Source organism: Cohnella fermenti (genome assembly GCF_004801405.1).
GTDB classification, from domain to species: domain Bacteria; phylum Bacillota; class Bacilli; order Paenibacillales; family Paenibacillaceae; genus Cohnella; species Cohnella fermenti.
This window is the reverse complement of record NZ_SSOB01000011.1, coordinates 18,351-40,269: the sequence shown is the minus strand read 5'-3', so window position 1 is coordinate 40,269 and position 21,919 is coordinate 18,351. Positions and strand designations below refer to the sequence as shown.

The 21,919-nt window shown below is 59.6% G+C and carries 13 protein-coding genes; 11 read left to right on the top strand and 2 right to left on the bottom strand.

The features are described from left to right. The first annotated feature begins 177 nt into the window (after nucleotides 1-177). From E6C55_RS10430 to E6C55_RS10390, 9 genes are all read left to right on the top strand, one after another. Nucleotides 178-1,623, top strand: a complete 1,446-nt coding sequence (locus E6C55_RS10430; RefSeq protein ID WP_136369732.1) for an ABC transporter substrate-binding protein — start codon at nucleotides 178-180, stop codon at nucleotides 1,621-1,623. A gap of 86 nt (nucleotides 1,624-1,709) precedes the next feature. Then, complete coding sequence (locus E6C55_RS10425; RefSeq protein WP_136369731.1) at nucleotides 1,710-2,600, top strand: carbohydrate ABC transporter permease; 891 nt, start codon at nucleotides 1,710-1,712, stop codon at nucleotides 2,598-2,600. Beyond that, a complete protein-coding gene (locus E6C55_RS10420; protein WP_136369730.1) occupies nucleotides 2,601-3,455 on the top strand; it encodes a carbohydrate ABC transporter permease in 855 nt (284 codons plus the stop codon). It begins immediately after the preceding gene. A 9-nt stretch (nucleotides 3,456-3,464) separates the two neighbouring features. Then, nucleotides 3,465-5,618: an alpha-L-rhamnosidase C-terminal domain-containing protein gene (locus tag E6C55_RS10415; protein WP_136369729.1), complete on the top strand. Its 2,154-nt coding sequence runs from the start codon at nucleotides 3,465-3,467 to the stop codon at nucleotides 5,616-5,618. After that, on the top strand, nucleotides 5,615-8,557 hold the full coding sequence (locus E6C55_RS10410; RefSeq protein WP_136369728.1) for a glycosyl hydrolase: 2,943 nt from the start codon (nucleotides 5,615-5,617) through the stop codon (nucleotides 8,555-8,557). Before E6C55_RS10415 ends, E6C55_RS10410 begins: the two co-directional genes overlap by 4 nt. Beyond that, complete coding sequence (locus E6C55_RS10405) at nucleotides 8,554-10,752, top strand: glycoside hydrolase family 36 protein (protein WP_136369727.1); 2,199 nt, start codon at nucleotides 8,554-8,556, stop codon at nucleotides 10,750-10,752. The genes E6C55_RS10410 and E6C55_RS10405 overlap by 4 nt, the downstream gene beginning before the upstream one ends. 35 nt (nucleotides 10,753-10,787) lie before the next feature. Then, a complete protein-coding gene (locus E6C55_RS10400; RefSeq protein WP_136369726.1) occupies nucleotides 10,788-11,879 on the top strand; it encodes an SGNH/GDSL hydrolase family protein in 1,092 nt (363 codons plus the stop codon). Between the two features lie 269 nt (nucleotides 11,880-12,148). Continuing rightward, the gene (locus E6C55_RS34630) at nucleotides 12,149-12,298 is read left to right on the top strand and encodes a hypothetical protein (protein ID WP_230986637.1); all 150 of its coding nucleotides are present in this window, start codon (nucleotides 12,149-12,151) and stop codon (nucleotides 12,296-12,298) included. Between the two features lie 443 nt (nucleotides 12,299-12,741). Next, nucleotides 12,742-16,842: a glycoside hydrolase family 3 C-terminal domain-containing protein gene (locus tag E6C55_RS10390; RefSeq protein WP_168735566.1), complete on the top strand. Its 4,101-nt coding sequence runs from the start codon at nucleotides 12,742-12,744 to the stop codon at nucleotides 16,840-16,842. A gap of 626 nt (nucleotides 16,843-17,468) precedes the next feature. On the opposite strand, the gene E6C55_RS10385 is transcribed toward E6C55_RS10390, so the two are convergent. Further along, entirely contained in the window at nucleotides 17,469-18,584 is a 1,116-nt protein-coding gene (locus E6C55_RS10385) for an HD-GYP domain-containing protein (protein ID WP_136369723.1), read from the bottom strand. Nucleotides 18,585-18,620: 36 nt separating this feature from the next. Beyond that, nucleotides 18,621-19,202, bottom strand: a complete 582-nt coding sequence (locus E6C55_RS10380) for an HD-GYP domain-containing protein (RefSeq protein WP_211093557.1) — start codon at nucleotides 19,200-19,202, stop codon at nucleotides 18,621-18,623. Nucleotides 19,203-19,305: 103 nt separating this feature from the next. Between E6C55_RS10380 and E6C55_RS10375 the strand changes: the two genes are divergently transcribed. Together E6C55_RS10375 and E6C55_RS10370 are read left to right on the top strand one after the other, a co-directional pair. Then, nucleotides 19,306-20,268 (top strand): tyrosine-type recombinase/integrase, encoded by a 963-nt coding sequence (locus E6C55_RS10375; RefSeq protein WP_136369721.1) that lies wholly within the window; start codon nucleotides 19,306-19,308, stop codon nucleotides 20,266-20,268. 181 nt (nucleotides 20,269-20,449) lie between these two features. Then, the gene (locus tag E6C55_RS10370) at nucleotides 20,450-21,571 is read left to right on the top strand and encodes an NAD(P)/FAD-dependent oxidoreductase (protein ID WP_136369720.1); all 1,122 of its coding nucleotides are present in this window, start codon (nucleotides 20,450-20,452) and stop codon (nucleotides 21,569-21,571) included. Nucleotides 21,572-21,919: the final 348 nt, after the last annotated feature.

Here is a 21,919-nt window from a genome sequence, read left to right as displayed (position 1 = left end):
GAGGGAAGACGTTGACATTAAAATGAGCTTGATATAAACTACATTTAGTTAAACGTTTTATTTATTGTTTTATCCGATTTTATCCAATGCCGAGATGCGTGCGGAAGGGGGACGCTGCGAATGAAGAGAGACGTGCATAGCCGTTAACGCGCAGAATGTTCCGGGGGCAAGAACAAGATGACGCGGGAAGAAGAGACATGGGAAGAAGAGACATGGGAAGAAGAGACATGGGAAGCAGAGACCAGGGAGGACGACAAAGTGAACAAGACAAACGTAAAGACCGGATTGGCTATTCTGCTTATGAGCTGTATGATCGGAGTGCTGGCCGCATGCGGGGGCAATTCCAACAGCAACAACTTGAAAGCGGATACAGGCGGCGCTTCCGGCGGCAGCACCGCTTCTCAGACGGCTTCGGAGAAGGCGCATGATCCGGTCGAGATTCGGGTGGGCGTTCCCGAGTGGGCAGGAGAAGCCGAGAACGTGGAGGCCGTTGTCAGCGTCTTCCAAGAGAAGTATCCGTACGTTACGGTGAACGTCGAGAAGATGGTGGGCGATCCCCATGCGAAGGTGCTGGCCCAAGCGGCGGCGAACGAGCTCCCGGATGTATTCTGGCTGCCGGACACGTCGGTAAGAGAGTTCGAGGACTTGGGCATTCTGGCTCCGCTCGACGAATACTTCGCTCCGAACGGCGTGGATGTGAACGACGTGTACCCGAGCATGCTCGATCTGGGCAAGGTGAACAACGAGACCTACATGGTGCCGCGCGATTACGCCCATGTCGTCACGCTGGTCAACACGACGCTCTTGAAGAACGAAGGCTTGCCGCTGCCGTCCAATGACTGGGATTGGGAGACGTTCATGGACTATGCGAAGAAGCTGACCAAGAAGGATGCTTCCGGCACGACAACGCAGTGGGCGGTCAACTCGAACATTCACTGGTGGGCGGTATGGACCCCGTTCGCGCTCGGGCATGGCGGCAAGCTGCTCGATGCCGAGAACCGCAAGCTGACAATCGCCTCCGATCCGCTGGTTGGAGAAGGGCTGAGAGACCTGTGGGATCTGTCGAAGGACGGCTACGCGCTGGACCCGAACGGCCAGTATCCGGAGGATATGTTCCTGGCGGGCAAGGTAGCCTTCTACTTCGCGGTGAAGTCCGTCGCTTCCCAGATCAATGACGTTGCCGCGGCCAAGGGCTTCGAGTGGGACGTTGTGCCGTTCCCGCAATTGCCGGCGGTTCATGCCGTTGGCGGAGGAACAAGCGGCTACAGCATAAGCTCCAAGTCGGATCACAAGGAAGAGGCGGGCGCGTTCGTCTCGATGTTCCTGACAGCGGACGGCCAGAAGGCGTTCAATTCGGCAGGCAACTCGGTTCCTGTTCTTAAGTCCATGGAGAGCGACGAGACTTGGAGGAACAGTCCGGTGGAAGGCAAGAACGTCGAAGCGTACACGATTGCGCCGGAAGCCGACATTCTGCCGATTCTGAGCTCTGAGCTGCCGGTCGCGCTGATCAACGAAGCCAATGCCGGCTACGAAGACGCGATGAATAAGTACCTGCTCGGCAAGCTGTCGCTCGTAGACGCGCTTCAGGAGTGGGAAGACCGAATCAACAAGGAATGGAAGTAAGGGGAGAAGACGCATAGCGGGAGTTCGTGGCGGAGGGGACGCGGGAGCGGTCTCTCCGCCCGGATGTTGGGAGGAGGAATAGCGTCATGAAGTCCAGGAAGAGCGTTCGCGAAGCGATTGCCGGCTATCTGTTCACATCGCCGGTGACGATAGGCATCCTGCTGTTTACGGCTTGGCCGGTGCTTCAGTCTCTCTATTACAGCTTTACGAAGTTTAACATCATCAAGTCGCCGGTCTGGATCGGGACGGATAATTACGAGAAGATGGCGCATGATCCGGAGTTCTGGCAATCGCTGAGGATCACGGCCGTCTATACCGGCATATCGGTGCCGGCCTCGCTGCTGATCGGGTTCCTGCTGGCGCTGCTGCTGCATCGTCAGTTGCCAGGAATCGGGCTGTTCCGAACGATCTTCTATCTGCCGGTCGTCGTTCCGGTCGTGGCCCTCGGCATTCTCTGGAAGCAGCTTTACAGTCCGACCTTCGGCTTCGCGAACGAATTGCTGAAGATGTTCGGGCTGCCGCCCTACACCTGGTTCTCGCAACCGGAATCGGTCATCCCTTCCCTTATCATCATGGGGCTGTGGCAGGCGGGCGGCTCCATGATTATCTGGTTGGCCGGCTTCCAGGGAATTCCGGCGCATCTGTACGAGGCGGCGATCGTGGATGGAGCTTCGCGGTTCCGGAGATTCTGGAACATCACGATTCCGATGATCAGCCCGGTTATATTCTTTAACTTGATTATGGGGTTCATCGGTTCGTTCCAGGTGTTCGGCCAAGTCATGGCGACGACCGCGGGAGGTCCGCTGAACGCCAGCAACTTCCTCATGGTGATGATCTACAAGAAGGCATTCCGCACGCTCGATATGGGCTACGCTTCCGCCCTGGGCTGGGTGCTGTTCGTTATCGTTCTGCTGCTGACGGCATTTATCTTCCGATCGAGCCGTTCCTGGGTCCATTACGAAGGGGAGGTCCGCTAGATGAGAACGTCCGGCAAGTCTGCACTGTTGGCCTACCCGCTGCTGGCGGCATTCGCGATCGTGTTTCTTTTTCCGCTAATCTGGATGGTTGCAAGAAGCTTCATGGGATTGGACGATCTGTACAAGGTTCCTCCGATTGTGTTCCCGACCAAGTGGATGGCGAATTCCTACAGCGAGATCTGGTCGCTTAAGCCGTTCCCGACTTATATTCGCAATACCGGCATCGTCGTGCTCTGCAGCGTCATCGGAGCGACGTTGTCCTCCGCCCTGTGCGCGTTCGGCTTCGCGAGGCTGCGGTTCCCGTACCGCAATCTCATCTTCGGCATCGTGCTGTCGACGATGATGCTTCCCGGCGCCGTCACCATGATTCCGGTCTACGTCCTGTTCAGCAAGCTTCACTGGACCAATACGCTGCTCCCTTTGATCGTGCCGACTTTTTTTGGCGGCGGAGCTTTTAATATATTTTTGCTCAGGCAGTTTTTTGCAACGCTCCCTCCTGATTTCGACGAGGCCGCCAAGATCGACGGCGCGAACCTCTGGAATATCTTCTGGCGAATCTCGCTGCCGCTGTGCCTGCCGGGATTGACGGTCGTCGCGATCGGCACGTTCATGTCCACCTGGAACGACTTCATGGGCCCGCTTATTTACTTAAGCAAGGAGCAGAGCTTCACGCTTGCGCTCGGGCTGTACGCCCTGTCGCCGGGGGAGGCGGGCGGCTCCACGATCGGCACGATTACGACCGCGCAACTGATGGCGGCTTGCAGCCTGGCGATTGTGCCTGTCATTCTCGTGTTCTTCTTCGCCCAGAAGAAGCTGATCTCCGGCACGGCCATCTCAACGGGAATCAAAGGATAACAGGAAGGAATGATGGTTGTGACAAGCGCAATCCCGAAGTGGATATGGCATGAAGACGGCGCAAGCCGCCTGCAGCACGTACTCAGCAGAGAGCTTCATCTGGATCGGGGCGAAGAGAAGGTCCGCTTGTTCGTGGCGGCAACGGGTCATGTCGAGATCGTATGGGACGGCGTCGTCGTCGGACAATTGGAGGAGCACCCGGCGCATCTTGCGTCCTTCATCCGCATAGACGCCTTCCCCGACTCCATCGCTGCGGGCCGTCATCGGCTTGAGCTGCGGATAAGCTGCACGGAGCCGATGCCGATTGTGGACGTGAACGTCCATCTGCAAGAGCGGAGGGTCGGGTGCATCGGGTACCTTGAGGGAGCGGAGCTGTGGCTGCCGACCGATGAACGCTGGGACTCCGCAGGCGCTTCTGCCCGGGTCGTCTGTCTGCTCGGGGAAGAGCCTTACGGCGACTTGGAAAATGGACCCGACTGGTTCGTACGCGGGGGCTATGGGGATATCGGTACGAAGCCGCTGACGGACTACGGGATCGTGGAGCGCTCCGGCATAGAAGCGATCGGCCGCACGAACGGCGTTCTCTCGCTGTCGGGCACTCATACGGTTCAAGCGGAGCTGCCGAGCGTTCGCCGGAACGAACGGCATATCTTCTATCATCTGCGGAAGCAGCAGGAATGGGCCGAGCTGAGAGCCTATCAGGAACGGGCAGGGCTTGGGGAAGCGCCGTGGATTGTCCTGGAGATGGACGCCGAGTACAACATGCGGTTCCGCGTGCACAACGATTCGGGACGACGGGCGACCATTCTATGGAACGGCGCGGAATCGCTCACGGAGCTGGAGCGGTATGCGGGCTGCATTACCGAGAGCTTCCCGGTCGATCCGGGCGGCTCGTTCACGATTCTGCCCCAGGGGATGCGGTATGTGCGGTTCTGTCTGATCGGGCTGCCGGGAGAAGCGTTCGACTTGCGCATCCGGTTCGAAGAGGTAGGCGTGATGCTGGAGCAGATCGGGCAATTCGGTTCCGATCATCCCGTCGCGGACCGAATCTATCATACCTCCGTTCATACCAACCGCATCTGCCACCAGACGGGATTATGGGACGGGGTGAAGCGGGACAGGCTCAATTGGACCTATGACTTCTATATGGCCGCCAAAGCCGACTACGTTCTGTGGAACGACTTCTCCGTCTTGAAGCGAACCATCCTGGAGCTGGGGCATACGCCGTACGGCTATTGGATGAATTCGATTCCGGCCTATACGTGCTGGTGGATGGTCAACGTCTGGGATTATTACCTGCACACCGGCGACCGGGCGTTCGTGCTGGAGATCAAGCCGGCTCTGGAACGGCATCTGCGCTGGATTGTTCATCATATCGATCCGGAGACGGGGATGTTCGTACAACGGCATCAGGCCTTTATCGAGTGGGTGCCGATGACCGAGGAGGACGCCTGGCATACCTTGCACGCGGTTCTGGCTATCGCCCTGAGCAGCGTGAATCGGTTAAACGAGGAGATTCCCGAGCTCGGGCTGGCGGCGAGCGGAATTAAGCGGCCGACGATTCCTTCCGCAGCGTTCCGCAGCAGTCCGTCGCTGATTACCTTGATGCTGGGCGCGGAGAGCGGCTGCCTCGACGAGGAGCAGGAACGGTCCGTCCTGAGCGGCATCGCGGTAAGCGACCCCGTCACTCCGTTGTCTGCCTTCTGGCTCGCGGAGAGGCTGGCGGCAACAGGGAAGACGGAGGAGGGCTGGGCTGTGATCGAGCGGGTATGGGGACGGATGCTGGAGGAGGGGGCGACCTCGTTCTGGGAGAGCGTCACGCTGGCGCCGTCCGCGGACTTCCATCATTCGTTAACGACGTATACGGCTTACGAATCGTACCGGATCAGCCTATGCCACAGTTGGTCGAGCACGCCGGTGCAATGGATGAGCCGCTACATTCTGGGCGTCAAGCCGCTCGCCCCAGGGTTCGCCAAGATTGCCTTCCAGCCGCGGGCCATGCCGGGAATGAATCGTTGCGAGGGTACGGTCAGCACGCCTCGCGGGCCGATCCGTGTTCGCTGGGAGAAGCGAGAGGACGGAAGGCTGGCGGCTTCGATTGAAGCTCCGCAAGGCGTAGAGATCGAATACGGCTCCATGGGGGAAAGGATTCTGTTGCGATGAAGAGCGGGAATACGTGGAAGGAGGACGAGTTCAGGGCGCCTGCGGTCGAATACCGTCCCGTTCCGTTCTGGTCATGGAACGGTCTTCTGTCGCGCGAACGGCTGATCGGGCAGATCGGACGGATGCATGAAGCGGGAGTCGGCGGATTCTTTATGCACGCAAGGAACGGCCTCAAGACCGGCTATCTGGACGAGGACTGGTTCGATTGCGTGCGGGCCTGCATCGAGGAGGCGGAGCGGCTCGGCATGAAGGCGTGGATTTATGACGAGAAGGGCTGGCCGAGCGGTTTTGCCGGCGGCCTCGTTCCGTCGCTGGGCCGGGATTATCGCGCCAAGGCGCTTGTTCTGCTGCCGGAGCGGCGGGAGGACGACGAGGGATGCCGGCTGCTTGAGGCGTTCGAAGCGGGAGGCTCCGCGAGCTATCTGTACGAGTGGGTCCAGCCGATGGGGGACCCGCGCTTCGAGAATGCCGCTTACGTCGATCTGCTGGACCCTCGCGTCACCGAAGCTTTTGTCCAGAGCACGCACCGGCGCTATGAGGAGCGATTCGGCTCGCGATTCGGAGGAACCGTCCCGGGGGTATTCAGCGATGAAGCCTGCGCCCTGCTATGGCTCGATCCCCAGGTGCCGGCCTTGCCGTGGACAACGGGGATGGACGAACGGTTCGTAGCGAAGTATGGATACGATCTGCGCCCCCGCCTGCACGAGCTGTTCCTGCCGGAGGGGGACTGCCGCCGTGTCCGGTACGATTATTGGTCTCTTGTAACGGAACTGTTCGCCGAGAACTTCAGCAGGGCGGTATACGAGTGGTGCGACGAGCGGGGACTGCTCTACACCGGGCACCTGATGGCCGAGGATAGTCTGGGCTATCAGATGGAATGGGTTGGCGACGTCATGCGACAGTATGAGTACATGCATATTCCCGGTCTGGATCATCTGGGGCGTTATTCTCAGGGGAACCGGCCGGAGAATAACGGCGAACCCTATACGACGGTGCTGTCGGCGAAGCAAGTGTCGAGCGTTGCGAATCAGCTTGGCAGAGAACGGGCGCTGTCCGAGCTCTTCGCCTGCGCGGGCCAGAGCTTCGGCATGAATCGGCAGAAGCGGATGTCGGACTGGCACTTCATTCATGGCATTAACCTGTTCAGCCCGCATCTGCTTCCCTATTCGCTGGAAGGGGAGGGCAAGCGCGACTACCCGCCGACCATCGGTCCGCAGCAGCCCTGGTGGGGAGATTATCGCCTGCTGACGGACTATCAGGCCCGAATGAGCTATGCGCTGACGCGCGGCAGAAGAGTGGCTCCGATTCTTGTCCTTCATCCGATGGAATCGGCTTATGAATGCTATTCGCCGTTGGATCGATCGCAGGTCGACGGGATGAACGCCGCTCTGGAGGCATTGTCCCTGCGGCTGCTGGATGCCCATCTAAGCTTCGACTACGGCAACGAGCACCTGCTGGCCAAGTACGGTTCGGTGTCCGCCGCAGGGCTGCGCATTCAAGAGGCCGTCTATCAAGCGGTGGTCATTCCGCGCTGCACGCGGCTCCGAGCGACCACGATCCGCTTCCTGGACCGCTTCGCGGAGCTCGGCTTCCCGGTGCTGTTCGACCGCGATCCAGAAGGGGGAGGCTTGCCGGAAGAGGCGCGTCGCCTTCCGCTCCAGCCTTTCTCGGAGGAATGTCTTCGCCGGCAATCGCCGCATTCGATGGTCATAGAGGGAGAGGATGCGGCTGCGCTCTGGCTTCATGAGCGGGAAGACGGCCCGACTCGTCTTTATTTTCTCGCCAATATGTCGGGTACGAAGACCGTCCGGGTCGCTCTACGATTCGAGCATCCCGTTCGTTTGACCGAGTGGGATGCGGAGACCGGGGAAGCTCGCCTCCTCTCCCCGTGCCTTGGCGGGACGGGAACGGAGCTGGAGCGGCAATTCGAGCCGCGTGCGACGCTGCTGCTGCGGGCCGAACCGGCGACGGGTCCGATTCCGGGGGAAGGGGCCGTGCTCCTGGCGGGGACGATGACGGAAGAAGCGCTTCCGCTTCCGCCGGTCGCTGCGCCGATTCCCTTGCATCCGAACGCGCTGGTCGTGGATCGCTTCTCGCGATACGATTCCATCGCCGGCGCTTGGTCCGAGGCGCGTTATCTGGCGGAATGGATTGCGGAAGACGGCTCCGCTCCAAGAGGCTATCGGTACCGGGCGGACATCGTCATAAGCGAAGCGCTGCCGCAGCAAGAGCTGCAGGTTGTCGTCGAACGGCAACTGGCTGCGGACGTTCGCTGGAACGGGCATCCCCTCCAGGCCGACGGAGCCTCATGGATCGACCCGGATTGGCTCTGTTATGGCGTGCCTGCCGATATCGCAAGAGAGGGAATCAATGAGGTCGAGGTATGGCTTGATGATCGTCGATATGGCGGACATATGGAAAATCTGTATGTGATCGGAGACTTCGCCGTCAGGCTGAGAGAGGGACTTGAACCCGCGATCGGGCCGCCGGACGGAACGGTGCTTGATCCCTCGGGCGACTTGTCCGAACAGGGGTATCCGTTCTATGCGGGAAGCATGGAGTTCAGCTTCATGGTGGACACGGAGAAGCTGCTGCCGTCGCGGGAGCGTCCGCCGGGGCGCTGGCTGCTGCGATTGAAGCGGCCCCGGGCCGGGTCGATCTCGCTCCGCGTTGACGGGGTCGCCTGCGGGGCCCGGGCATGGGCGCCTTGGGAATGGGAGCTGCCGGAGCTGCAGGGGAGCGGCAGCCGCCGCTTGGCGCTGGTGATGAACGGCTCCCTGCGGAACTTGGTCGGCCCGCACCATCTGCAGGGCGACGAGGAGGTTGCCTTCCTGACGCCGGCCCACTTCTTCGATCGTTCGAGGTGGACGGACCGCTATGTCCTGAGCTCGTTCGCGCTTGGGGAATTGGAACTGGTCTATAGGAGGGACGGAGAATGACCGAATGCAATCAAGCGCTGACGATCGAGCACGCGGGGATGGTCATGGCTTGGGCGAATACGGATAACGGTCTCATGCAATCGACGTTCAACACGGAGCGGCAGTTGCGAACCAAGGTCCCGCCGATTCCCGCTCCCAGCTTCGAATTGGCGATCGCGGGCATCCCGTACGGACATTCGCCCGCGCTAATCTCCGGTCTGACGCGATTGCCGGAGGCCATGAAGCTAATCTCTTATTCCGCGGATGCGGAGAAGCTGTTCATGGCCTATAAGCATGAAGCGCTGGGGCTGAAGGTCGAGACGGAGATGCGCTTCGTCCCGGGCTCGGCAGTTATCCGGCAGTCGACCGTCGTGACGAACGAAGGCTCGTCTCCGGTCGTGCTGACGCATCTCTCTTCGATGTGCGTGCAAGGAATTGCCAGCGACGGCGCTCTTCCCTGGTACGATAAGCGCAAGGTGCGGGTTCATTATTGCCGTCAGACATGGAACGGAGAAGGGCAATGGCGCTCCGGCGATCTTGAGGAATTGGGGCTGTACCCCACGTCGGGACACCCGAGCGCTGCGGCGGTCCACTTCTCTTCCGTCGGAAGCTGGAGCACCGGCAAGCTGCTGCCGATGGCCGTGCTCGAAGACCTGGAGACCGGCAAGGCGTGGTATTGGCAGATCGAGACGTCCGCCAACTGGCATATGGAGATCGGTCACCGCGGCTCGTGGAGCGAGGACAGCGGGGCGATCTTCATTCACGCGGACGGAGCCGACGAGCGCTTTGGCGGCTGGAGCAAGGAGCTGCTTCCCGGCGAGAGCTGCCGCGCCGTGCCGGCGGCGTTCGGTTGCGTCGACGGGAGCTTCGCCGATGCGATCCGGGAGCTGACGGCCTATCGCCGGTACCTGACGAGGGAGCTGCACGGAACGCTGCCGCCGGCGCCCGTCGTCTACAACGACTATATGAATACGCTCTGGGGCGACCCGTCGAGAGACAAGCTGGCCCCGCTTATCGCAGCGGCCGCTGCCGCGGGCTGCGAATACTTCTGCATCGACGCCGGATGGTTCGGCGATCTCGGTTCTTCGTGGGCCAGCGGGTTGGGCGATTGGCTGCCGAGCCGCAATCGGTTCGGGGACGAGGGCCTGGAAGCGCTGCTTGCTTCGATCCGGCATACAGGCATGAAGCCCGGCCTATGGCTGGAGCTGGAGGTATGCGGCGAGGACGCGGCCTTGGCCGCCAAGCCGGACGAATGGTTTATCCGCCGCTATGGCATTCGCGCGGGCGGAGGGCCGCGCTGGTTCCTTAACTTCGGCCATCCGGACGTGTGCGCCTACGCGCACGGCGTCATCGATCGGCTGATGCGGATGGGAGTTCGCTATATCAAGAACGATTATAACCTATGCATCGGCACGGGGGACGATACGGGAGGAAGAGCGGCCGCGGACGGCCTGCAGCAGGCGATGCGGGATTTCTACCGATTCATCGACGAAGTCAAGTGCCGCCATCCCGAGCTGATTCTGGAGAACTGCGCCTCCGGGGGAATGAGGGCGGATTACGAGGCATTGGCCCGCTTCCATCTTCAGAGCTCAAGCGACCAGGAGGACTATCGGAAGTACCCCTCCATCATTGGCGGAAGCCTCGCAGCCATCCTGCCGGAGCAGCTCGGGATATGGGCGTATCCGTATCCGTTGCTGCATTCCGAGCTCGCGAACCCCGCGAGCATCGAGGAACCGGGTTATCTCCGGACCATGGAGGACGGGGAGCAGACGATCTTTAACCTGGTGAACGGGTTATGCGGAAGCCTGTACCTGTCCGGGCATCTCCACCTTGCCGACGAGACCAACCGAGGGCTGATTGCGGAAGCAGTGGCACTCTACAAGAAGGAGCGGGCTTATATCTCCCGATCTCATCCGATCTGGCCGCTTGGCTTCACGCGGATGAACGACGAAGAGGGCTGGGCCAGCGTAGGCCTCGTGTCGCCCGACCGCTCCCGCATCCTGCTGTCCGTATGGAGATTGGGCAGCGGCTCCGAGTATCGAATTCTGCCGCTGGAACGGTGGAGAGGGCGCAAGGCGACGGTTAACCTTCTCTATCCCGGCGAGGGCTATTCCGTTGAATCCAGCTACAGCGCCAATACGGGGCAGCTTACGGTTCGATTGCCGAAGCCCTATCAGGCCAGACTGTTTGACATTCGCTTTGAAGTGTTAGAATGAAGCATTAGAGGATAGGCGATAGGGGGAGCAGAACCATGACCGAGAAACGGTACGGCAATTATTCCTTAAGAGAGCTTGCTATTCCTTTCTGGAAGGGAGACGCCGTCTACGGCGAGTCTATCCTGCCGCTGCGAACGGTAGAAGGCGCAACGGCGGAGGGACGGCTGCTGTATCCTCCGGATGAGATTGCGGAGGTTCGCCACGCCCGGCTGGACGTCGTCTACGAAGAGGGGAAGGACTGGGTATGGGACAAGAGCCATGGCCGCTTGCGGTTCCCGGCCGGTTCGCGCGTTCCCGTCACAAGTCTTGAGGAACTGTTCCCGCATAAGGATCGGGAGGGCTGGGTGCAGCTTAGAAGAAGCGGCGGCTACAGCCTGTTCTCGGAAGGACACTTTTTCCACGATAAGATGATCTCGGTTAGCTACACCTGCCGGAAGGACGGTGCAAGCGGCCCGAACGTCTCCGTCGCTCCCGCCTGCCCGAAGCGAACCGCCGCCATTCTCGGGGCCGGGCGGCCGCTCCGCCTGCTCGTGTTCGGGGACAGCATTGCCGAAGGAGCCAATGCCAGCGGCAAGACAGGCGTCCCGCCCTTCCTGCCGACATGGGGAGAGATCGTCGCCGGAATTCTGGAAGCCGAGTACGGCTCGACCGTCGAATACCGGAACGGATCGGTAGGCGGGATCACGAGCGAACGCGGACTTCAGCTCGTGGGCCGGGTGCTGGAGGATACGACTCCGGACCTGGCCATCCTCGCCTTCGGCATGAACGACGGAACAGGGAAGATGCCGAAGGAGCAGTACGCGGCCAACCTCTCGGCAATCGTCGACCGGGTGCTCGCGGCGAACGACGCGGCGGAATTTATTCTGGTCGCGCCGATGCTGGCCAATCCGGAGACGCACTTCGCCGGGAACCAGGCCGACTATGCCGAGGAGCTGTTCGCGATGGCGCGGGCCGCCGAAGGAAGGATCGCTGTCGCCGACATGACCGCCGTCCATCGCGAGCTGCTGCGGCATAAGAACTATGCCGATCTGACGGGCAATCACGTGAACCATCCGAACGATTTTCTTATTCGCTGCTATGCTCAGGTCATCCTGACGTTATTGGCGACGGAGGGGAAGGCCGTGTAGGTTAGGGGAGGCATAGGTAGAATACAGAGGGTTATGGGGCAGAGGTAAGAGGGGCCATTCATGGTATAATGAAGCAATTCTATACGTTGAGGTGAAGGGTATGTTCAACCCTCGCGTCTTCTTCTATTAGTTGTGTTGTTGTCCTGGCTGCAACAGCCAAAATCTGACTCGACGCAACAGGGATGGAGATGGCTTGTCTTCGTGGGACGTGCTTAACGAAGAAGCATAAGAACCCAAGGCGAGAGAAAACAAGGGAATACCGCAAAGGCATGCGAACGGCCCACTTCAATAAGGAGAATAAAGCCGCGCGCAAGGCGGATTATCGCCTGTACCGAACAAAAATGAAGCGTCTGATGCAAGCCGAGCAGTACGATCTTCTGCACAACTACGTGCGAACGAGCGGCTGGTTGACCTGGTAGTTGTACGGGTAGAGAAGAGCTGGTTATCGAATCGAATCGATAGCCCGCTCTTTTTCTATAAGTATATAAGTTGAATGAATTTAACCCCTCGAAACAACCGCAAGCCAGTCGGAATAGCTCCTTAGTGGAGTTTTCCCGGCCGGCTTCTTCAATCGTTGTTCCTCTAATCATCGCTTCCGTACTCCAGCAGATGTCCGGGCCGGCAATCCGGAATATACCGCTATATGCTGGTCTGGGACAAGCCGTAGGCGCCGCGGAGCCCCCCGATCCAAAAAATCCGGAGCCAAGCCAAAAAAAGCATGGCTTATCCCGTCGATAGTAAGCGATTACAATTGGGTTGAACATCCATGCAAGCGATTCAATACTGGCGTTGCCCGGCAGAGGGGGAGGCGGGAAGCGCACGGCCGCGCGATGTTCAATTATGGGAAAAGGAGTCATGCATAATGAGAGGAACCTACCGGGAACATTCGCTGCTGATGAAGCTGACGCTTCTCGGCTTGATCGTGGCGCTGATGAGCTCGATGGCAACGGCGGCGCTTCCGCGAACGGCGGAAGCGGCCGGAGATTCGGAGATTGTTTTCCAACGGGATGCTTCCAATCGACCTGTCTTCGACGGAGTAGCCGGTCATCTGGATGCGTTCGTCGATCTGATTCTGTCCGACATGAGCATCGAGGACCTGGCTTACTATGCGGATCAGAAGAGTGCGGGAAGCCCAAGGACGATTCAGGCCGGCTACGAGCTTCCGGGAACGGCGGCAGGCGGCGTTGACCGCGTCATGGGCGTCAGCACCGACATGCCGTCGATGCTCGCTCTAGGGCAGAGCTGGAACAAGGAGCTGGTGAACGAGGTCGGCACGGTGATCGGGAACGAGCGCCGGGGCGAGGTAAACCTGTCCGACCCGAACACGCTGATGTACTCGGCGGTATCAGATATGCGGACCAACCCGCTCAGCGGCAGGTACGAGGAAGGCTACGGCGAGGACCCCGTGCTCGCGGGCACGCTCGTTAACGAGATGGCCAAGGGAATTACGGGCTACGGGGAGGACGGCAACGAGGACGGCTTCTGGCTGAAGGCGCAGCTCGGCACGAAGCATTACACGAATTACCTGGCCCAATGGTTCCGTCAGAGCGGTCAGTTCGACGCCAGTGCCAGAGCCTTGAATGAGTATCAGTTGAAAAGCTTCCTGTATCCGCTTCAGGCCGGAACGGTGCAAAGCCTGATGACGACGTATGGGCGGACGAACGGCATTCCGAATCACATCTCGCCGAACATCATCCGGGCTGCGAACGCGAACCCGTACAATATGATATCGGTCGGCGATTTTATTTTTGCGGACAATAACATGACTGCCGGCTTCAACAACGGGTACCAGAATTACACGGATGCCGAAGGCAAGGCCGCCCTGCTGCTGCTTAGCGGCAATCACGCGAATGCGTTCGGCTCCACCCAGGCGGCCATCGTGAGCGCGGTGACGAAGGGCGCCTACGGCGTAACCCGCAAGGAACTGGAGGACAACGTTCGCGGCCAGATCGAGATGTGGGTGCGGACGGGCTACTTCAACGAGAAGAACGAAGACGGCTCCCCGAAGAGCTACCCGTTCTCGGAGCTGGCGAAGGATCGCAGCCCGGAGAACTACGCGGCGAGCGACAGTCAGAGTATTGCGCTGGACGCCTCGCGGGAGAGCATCGTGCTGCTCAAGAACGACGACGATGTGCTGCCGCTGGACAAGTCCAATAAGGTTGCGGTCACGGGACTGCTGGCGGATACCCGCTTCAAGGCGACCTATTCCGTATCGGCGACTCCTTCGCTTCCGGATGCCGGCTTGTCGCCGCTCGGAGCCATTCGCGAGGCCATCGGCGAAGACAACGTCGCCTTCGGCACGGGCGCCCCGATTGTCGCGTTCGAATCTGCGGCGAACGGCCTCTCGGTGAGCGCAGCGGTGTACACGGCAGGCGCGCAGGTTGCCGCCTCCTATGAAGCGCCCGCCGAAGGCAGCGTGACGGACAGCGTCTACGCTTATAAGGCGGAGGGCAAGGCGTATACGGCTTCCGAGGCATTCGAAGCGTATGCCTGGGGCCAAGAAGGCTACAGCTTCCTGTCCCAAGCGAACGGCAAGTGGCTGAAGAGCGAGACGAACGGAACGATCGCGAACAGCGATGCGACAACGCTTAACCTTAAGGAGAATCCGTTCTCCAACGTAGCGGACGCAAGCACGCTTCCGGGGCGCTTCCGCGTCGAGACGAATGCGGACGGCACCGTCTCCCTGATCTCGGGCACATACACCGAGAGCTTCGGCGGGGGCTTCGAGACGGCTTATTACACGGCCGGCAAGTTCGTGAAGACGAACGCTTCCGGAGCACTGGAGCTGGCGGCGACGCCGCTGACGAACGCGGCCGGAGCGGCGGCTCGCACGAGCAGCGAGAAGTTCCGCGAGATCGTGCTGAAGGAGGCGGGAGCGGACGCGCAAGCGTGGGCGACCGATAACGATTACGCGGTTGTCGTCGTCGGCACACCGGCGCGCCACAGCTCCGGGGAAGGGGCCGACCGCTCCGATCTGAACCTGGGCGACGACCAGTACAAGATCGTGTCCGAGGTAGCCGAAGCGTTCCCGAAGAAGACGATTGTCATCGTCAAAGCGAACGCGCCGGTCAACCTGCAGGAGATTCAGGATAACGATAATGTCGCCGCTATCCTGTATCAGCCGTATGCCGGCCAATACGACAGCAAGGCGCTGGCGGACGTGCTGTTCGGCGACTATGCGCCGACCGGGCGTCTGGTATCGACGTGGTACGCGGGCACGGAATCGTTCCCGGCGTTGAACGCTTACTCTCTGCCTCCGGCGGCAAGCTCGCCGACTTCCCTGAGCCAGATCGACCCGCGCTTTACGGTCGATATGACGAACGGCGATCCGGCGGAGAGCGGCCTGACCTACATGTACACGGATGCCGACGTGACGTATCCGTTCGGCTACGGGTTAAGCTACAGCCGCTTCGAGTATTCGAAGCTCGCGGTTCCGGCATCCGCATCCGGCGATCAGCCGTTCACGGTAACGGTTGACGTGACGAACGCCGGTGCGGTGGATACGTCGGAAGTCGTGCAGTTGTATGTTCGCAACGACGGCTCCTCGTATGGGGCTTATGTTCCCAAGAAGCAGCTCGTCTCGTACGGCAAGGTGTTCGTCGAAGCGGGAGCGACCAAGACGATTGAACTGACGGTCGATCCTTCCGACTTCGCCGTGTGGGACGTCAACCGCGGCAGCTATGTGACCGAGACGGGCACGTATACGCTGCTGGCGGGCCGCTCGTCCGAGGATCTTCCGCTGACGGCGACTCTCCGGTACAGCGGCTCCGCCATCGCGACACTGGATGCGACGACGGCAGCGGTGAACGTATTCGACCACGCGTTCGCATCGAACGATACGGTATACCGCGAAGTGTCCAAGCTTCGCACGGCCGAAGGGCTGAAGGCCAAGCAGTCGGAGAACGGCTACTATGCCGTCATGTCCAAGAGCAGCGGCTCCTGGGTTGCCTTGAACGGAGTGAACCTGACGGGAGCGAAGGGAATCAAGCTTCGCGGCGCTTCGACGAACGCGACCTCGGTCGTCGAAGTGCGGGCGGATTCGCCGACGGGCACCCGCCTGGCCGTGCTGACGTTCGACGCGACGGAAGCGGCGACGCGCGACGTGCCGGGCAGCGACTTCGAGGTCGTCGAGCTCGATTACGCGAATGTCGAAGAGAATCTTCTGGCATCCGTCTCCGGCACGCATAACCTGTACCTCGTGTTCAAGAACGCGGATGTGCGGGTGGACAGCATCCAACTGATCGGCTCGACCTCGACGGGTGGAGGTTCGACCCCATCGACGCCGACGACTCCCGACACGGATACGGGAACAGGCACGGACACGGACACGGGAACGGGCTCCGGCGGCTCCGGAACGGATGACGGCTCCGATACCTCGGGATCGGAAGAGCCCGGGACGGATGTTCCGGCAACCGTAACCTTCAAGGATGTGGGAGCTTCCTACTCCTGGGCGGCGGAAGCGATCGCCAAGCTGTCGGCGGAGGGCATCATCAAGGGCACGTCGAGCACGACGTTCGAGCCGGCCAAGCCGGTAACGAGAGCGGACTTCGTCCTGCTGCTCGCCAGAGCGTTTAAGCTGACTGCAGATCAGGCAGCGGGCTCCTTCTCCGATGTACCGGAGAACGCCTACTATGCCGAGGCGGTTGCGATTGCGAAGAGCCTCGGAATCGTGCAAGGCTCGGGCGGCAAGTTCGATCCGCTTGCCTCGATTGCCCGTCAGGACATGATGGTGCTGATCGCGCGGGTTCTCCAGGCGTCCGGCAAGCTGGAGCTGACGGACGATGCGCCGGCCGAACTTGACGCCTTCGCGGACGCCGGCCAAGTGGCGAATTACGCGAAGTCCGCCGTCGCGGCGCTGGTCAAAGCCGGCATCGTGCAAGGAGACGGCAGCCGCCTGAACCCCAAGGGCATCACGTCCCGCGCCGAAGCGGCCGTGATCCTGTACCGGATCTATCGGCTGTAGCCTTCCTGTCATCGCCAGAATAAGCAAGCCCTTGCTTCGGCCCGATTCATCGGCGCCGGGCAAGGGCTTGTTTGTTGGCTGCCGCCTTTTATGTGATTTATGTGAAAAACCGTATTGGAGCAGCCCCAAAGCGGGGACATCGCCCGATTATATGCGAAAAATCGCATTCGTGGAGGAAATTCCGGCTAACGGAGCCGGATATATGCTAAAAATCGCATAAAACGCCTCGATTGCCTGCGAATTTAAGCCGATGAATGTGAAAATTCATATAAAATCGCCAAAGTCATCTGGGAACACGCACCATCTCTCGCTTCGCCCCCCTCACTCCACCTCTCGCTCCACCCTCGCTCCGCCCACCGCGCAGTAGAGCATATTTCGCCGGATCATTTAGTTTAACTTTTCCAATAGGAACGGATAAGATATACTTAATGATACTGTCTGATCATTCATACCGAGCAGTGGCTGCACAAGGACGAGCTGCAGGCGCCGACCTGTTCCTGAAGCAAGCTGTTGCGAACGGGCTGCCGAACCTGATGATTCCACTTCTTTGTTTTGACAACGAGACCGCAGGGCCGTTCTGTTTATGGGAACGGTCTTTTTTGTTTGTTCCGGCTTTGTTCCGGCTCCTATTGGACGATATCCGAGATAACCACCTCGAGCCGGTCTTTTAAATCGAGTTCGTACGGATAAAGAACGATACTGCCATCCGGTTCCTGAATGATTCTGACGATGGGGCGTTGGACGAAGGAGGGATCGACCGATGTGATGACGGCGGTTTGTCCGCTATTGAGTTGAACGCGTGTTCCAACCGGATAGATAGAGACATGGCTGACGAATAGCTTGACGTAGGGCAGATTAAACAATGTGTCGCCCGATCCCAATAAATACTCGATCGCTTCGCCGGGAGTGTACGCTTTGCGGTGATAGCGGGGAGATACGAGCGCATCGTAGATGTCGGCGATCCCGATAATCTGCGCATAGGGATGAATCTCTTCCTTCCGGATGCCGAACGGATAACCGGACCCGTCGTATCTCTCATGGTGCTGCAAGGCGCACACGGCGGCCGTATGGGGGATGCCCTCCAGACGGACAAGCTGCTGATACCCTTCGAGCGTATGAGCTTCGATTCGCTCCTTCTCGTCCCTCGACAGCGTGTCGGACTTGGCATACAGAGCCGTCGGCACGCCGGTCATCCCGATGTCGGACAAGAGGGCGGACAAGGTCAGCTCGTAAAGCTGCGACTCGCCGTATCCGTTGGCGAAGCCGACGATGGCGGAGTAAGCGGAGACGTTCATCGCATGCCGGAACAGGAACGGGTCCTTCCTGTGCAGCGCCGCCAATTGCTCCATGATGACGGGCTGGCGGCCGATCAAGTCGAGCAATTGCCCGTAGATGCGGAAGAAGCGCTGACCGAGCATCGGGACGGACAAGCGCTTGCGAATCGCTTCGCTGTCCTTGAATTCTTCCACCGCTTCTTTGACCGCGGCAAGGGAGGTCTTGAAGCCGTCGCCGCCGCCGTCCCGCGGACGGGAAGGCACCTCCGGCGCCGGGGGAGAAGGAGAAGGGGAAGGAGGAGCTTCCCTGCGTATGGAGATATCAGGAACGCCAAGCTTCTTAAGTCTTGCAATGTAATGCTCGGTCAAGCGGGTTCCGGCCCCGAGAATAACCATTCCGCTCTTGCTGACGACGGCTTTGGCCAACGTCTGTCCCGGAAGAGCGCTTCCGGTTGGGATTTGAGTCATGGGTCGTCATCCTGCCTTGTCATATGGAATTGGGAACTAAGATATGCAATGAATCGATTCGATGGTCGATCTCGGAATGCGGAAGAACAAGTCGATGCACGCGCTGTCGAAGTGGGCATTCCGCTGAAGATCCAGCTCTTCCATCGCTTCCGGGATCGACTTGACGCAGTTGTAGGACCGCGGCTGAACCATGGCGTCATAGGCGTCGATCACCGCGCACAGGCGGGCCCAGGCCGGGATGCCTTCCCCGGACAATCCGTCCGGATAACCCGATCCGTCCCACCGTTCGTGGTGAGAGCGGATCGTCTCCAGCATGCGCGAATCGTTCCATCCAAGCTGGGCGGTATATTCCAGCCCATATATCGGATGGTCGCGCAATTGTCTGGCTTCGAATGGTTCGAGAGACGAGTTCTTCATCAGGATCGATGAAGGAATGCGCAGCTTGCCAATGTCGTGGAAACAGCAGGCGAGAGCGAACTTGCTTCGATCTTCGTCGGACATGCGCAGATGAACAGACGCGGCTTGCGCAAGCAAGCCCACTCGCAGGCAATGCGAGAAGGTAATGGAATCCAACTGTCGCCCTAAGGTCCGAAGACCGGCGAGAAGAGAAGCTTTCAAGGCAAGGTCACTTCCTATTCTTGTTTCTAGCACTATTGGGGAAGCGCAGTGGCCCAATGTCGAACAATATTGATTGTTTGAAGCAGAGAGGGAGGCTGGCCGAATGCGTGTCGGGACCGTAGAAGATCGGGAGATAAGTCAAAGTTTGGAGCTGGACGACGAACAGATGGTGGAATGCTTCCTCGGAGGCTATCACAGGCCGAATACCATTCGGAATTATAGAAGGGCCTTAATGAATTTCAGGTCGTTTATGGGCTCGAAGCCGATGCGGGACGTGACGTGGCATGACGTGGAGCGCTATAAAGCTTCTTTGCTTGGGCGAAACGAGGCTTCCAAATCCTTGTCTCCTTCGGCCGTCGCCAGTTTAATTGCGCCTCTTCGCTCCTTCTTTAAATGGGGGAGCGACGCCAATATCGGCTTGTTCACGCACAACCCCGCATCTCGTGTCCGATTGCCGCGAATCCACGTGACGAGCGGCCATCATTATTTGACGCAAGCCGAACTCACGCTGCTGCTTGAGTACCTCCGCAAGAAAGGCATGCGGGACTGGATGATGGCGCTGGATATGGCGATACTCGGCTTGAGGGTGTCCGAATTGACTCAGATCGGCTGGGGGGACTTTATCAAAGGCCCGTCGGACAGCGGGGTGTGGCTAAGCATCGTCAACGGCAAGGGAGGCAAGAGCCGGCAGGTCAAGGTTCCGGAGGCCTTATGGAAGCTGCATAATATCCCGGCCATTCGCACGAAGCTGAAGTCTCGCGGCATGAACGCCGACACCGATCAGCGGATATTCCCCTTGTCCGTCCGTCAAGTGGAGCGAATTCTCGAGATCGCCTGCAAGGAATGCGGAATCGACAAGAAGGTTACTCCGCACTGGCTTCGCCATACGAATGCTACGATGGCGCTGCTGAACGGAGCGTCCCTTCAACAGGTTCAGCATACGCTTGGGCATATGCAGATCAATACCACGCAGAGATATCTGCACACCGTGGAGTTGATGCAGAAGAATGCGCCGGATTTCGTGGCAGATAGTATGAGACATTTAATAGATGAGGTCTTGTTCTGATTCCAGAAGTAGGATATAATCCTTACAAATAGGAATAAAGCACTGCAAAATGTCGAACAATCAATATTGTTCGACATTTTTTAGTTTACCCGAATTGCGGAGTTTTATTCATGCTTCATCCGAGGAACGGAAGATGGTAGTATGGATAGCAGGCGGATAGAGAACGGGAAGGATTAGGGGAATGAACAAAGTTATCGTCATCGGAGCGGGCATTCTCGGGGCTTCGACCGCATACGAGCTGGCAAGGCAAGGAGCGGCGGTTGTCTTGATCGATCGCAAGGACGCGGGGCAGGCGACGGACGCGGCGGCCGGCATTATCTGTCCCTGGCTGTCGCAGCGGCGCAATCAGGCGTGGTACCGGTTGGCCAAGGCCGGCGCGCGGCATTATCCGGAGCTGATCGCGCAGCTTAAGCGGGAAGGGGAGACCGATACCGGCTACGCCCGGGTCGGCGCTCTGAGCCTTCATACCGATCCTGGGAAAATCGTCAAGATGGAGGAGAGGGCAACCTTGCGGCTAACGGACGCTCCGGAGATCGGCGAGATAACGAGGCTGGACGAGGGGGAGGTCCGTGAAGCGTTCCCGCCGCTGGCCGGAGGCTATCGGGCCGTTCGGGTCGGCGGCGCCGCCCGCGTGGACGGACGGGCTCTTCGCGATGCGCTGATCCGCTCGGCTGTCCGGCATGGGGCGACGCTTGTCCATGGGGACGCGAAGTTGATCCGGGAAGGCGGGCGAGTCGTCGGGGCCATGGTCGGCGAACGCCGCTTCGAGGCGGACAAGACAATCGTCTGCGCCGGAGCCTGGGCGAGAGAGCTGCTGCTGCCGCTTGGCATCCGTCTGAGCGTCGGCTATCAGAAGGCGCAGATCATGCATCTTCAGTTGGCGAACGAGCCGGCCACCGGCGATTGGCCGGTAATCATGCCGCCGACCGATCAGTACCTGCTCGCCTTCGAGCAAGGGAGGATCGTCATCGGGGCCACGCACGAGAACGACGTCGAAGGGTACGATACGCGAATCACTGCCGGCGGAATGCAGGAGGTTCTGAACAAGGGAGTGGAGCTTGCACCGGGGCTGGCCAACGCGACGTTCGCGGAGATGCGGATCGGCTTCCGCCCGTTCACCCCCGGCTTCCTGCCGATCATCGGCGCCGTCCCGGGCTGGGACGGGCTGCTCGCGGCCAACGGGCTAGGCTCATCCGGGCTCACGGTCGGCCCATATCTGGGCAGCCAGTTGGCGAAGCTGGCTCTGGACCGGGCGACCGATATCGACCTGGACGATTATGAGGTCGGCAAGGCGATGGAGTAGAGGGAGCGGGCGTCGAGCTTCGCTTTCCGGGCACGAGCGCTCCGTTGATTCGGTTCCAAGCCGACGAATGCGAGAAATCGCATAAAATCGCCGCTGCGATAGTTCGACACGTATCCCAAAGATCATCAAAGTAAAATAAAGGGAAAAACCCATAAAAAGAATAAAACAAAGAGCGAACGGAAGGAAAAGGAAGAGAAGAAGCGTGCAGAGCGGATTTATCGGTCTATATGGCATTTGCAAGCGCTTTTATTTGCATTCTATAATCGGAACCAAGTTGAAGGCCCTGCTACCCGCAAAAGGGTACATCCTCGGTTACTTAATGTAACGTCGAGGATGTGCCCTTTTTTT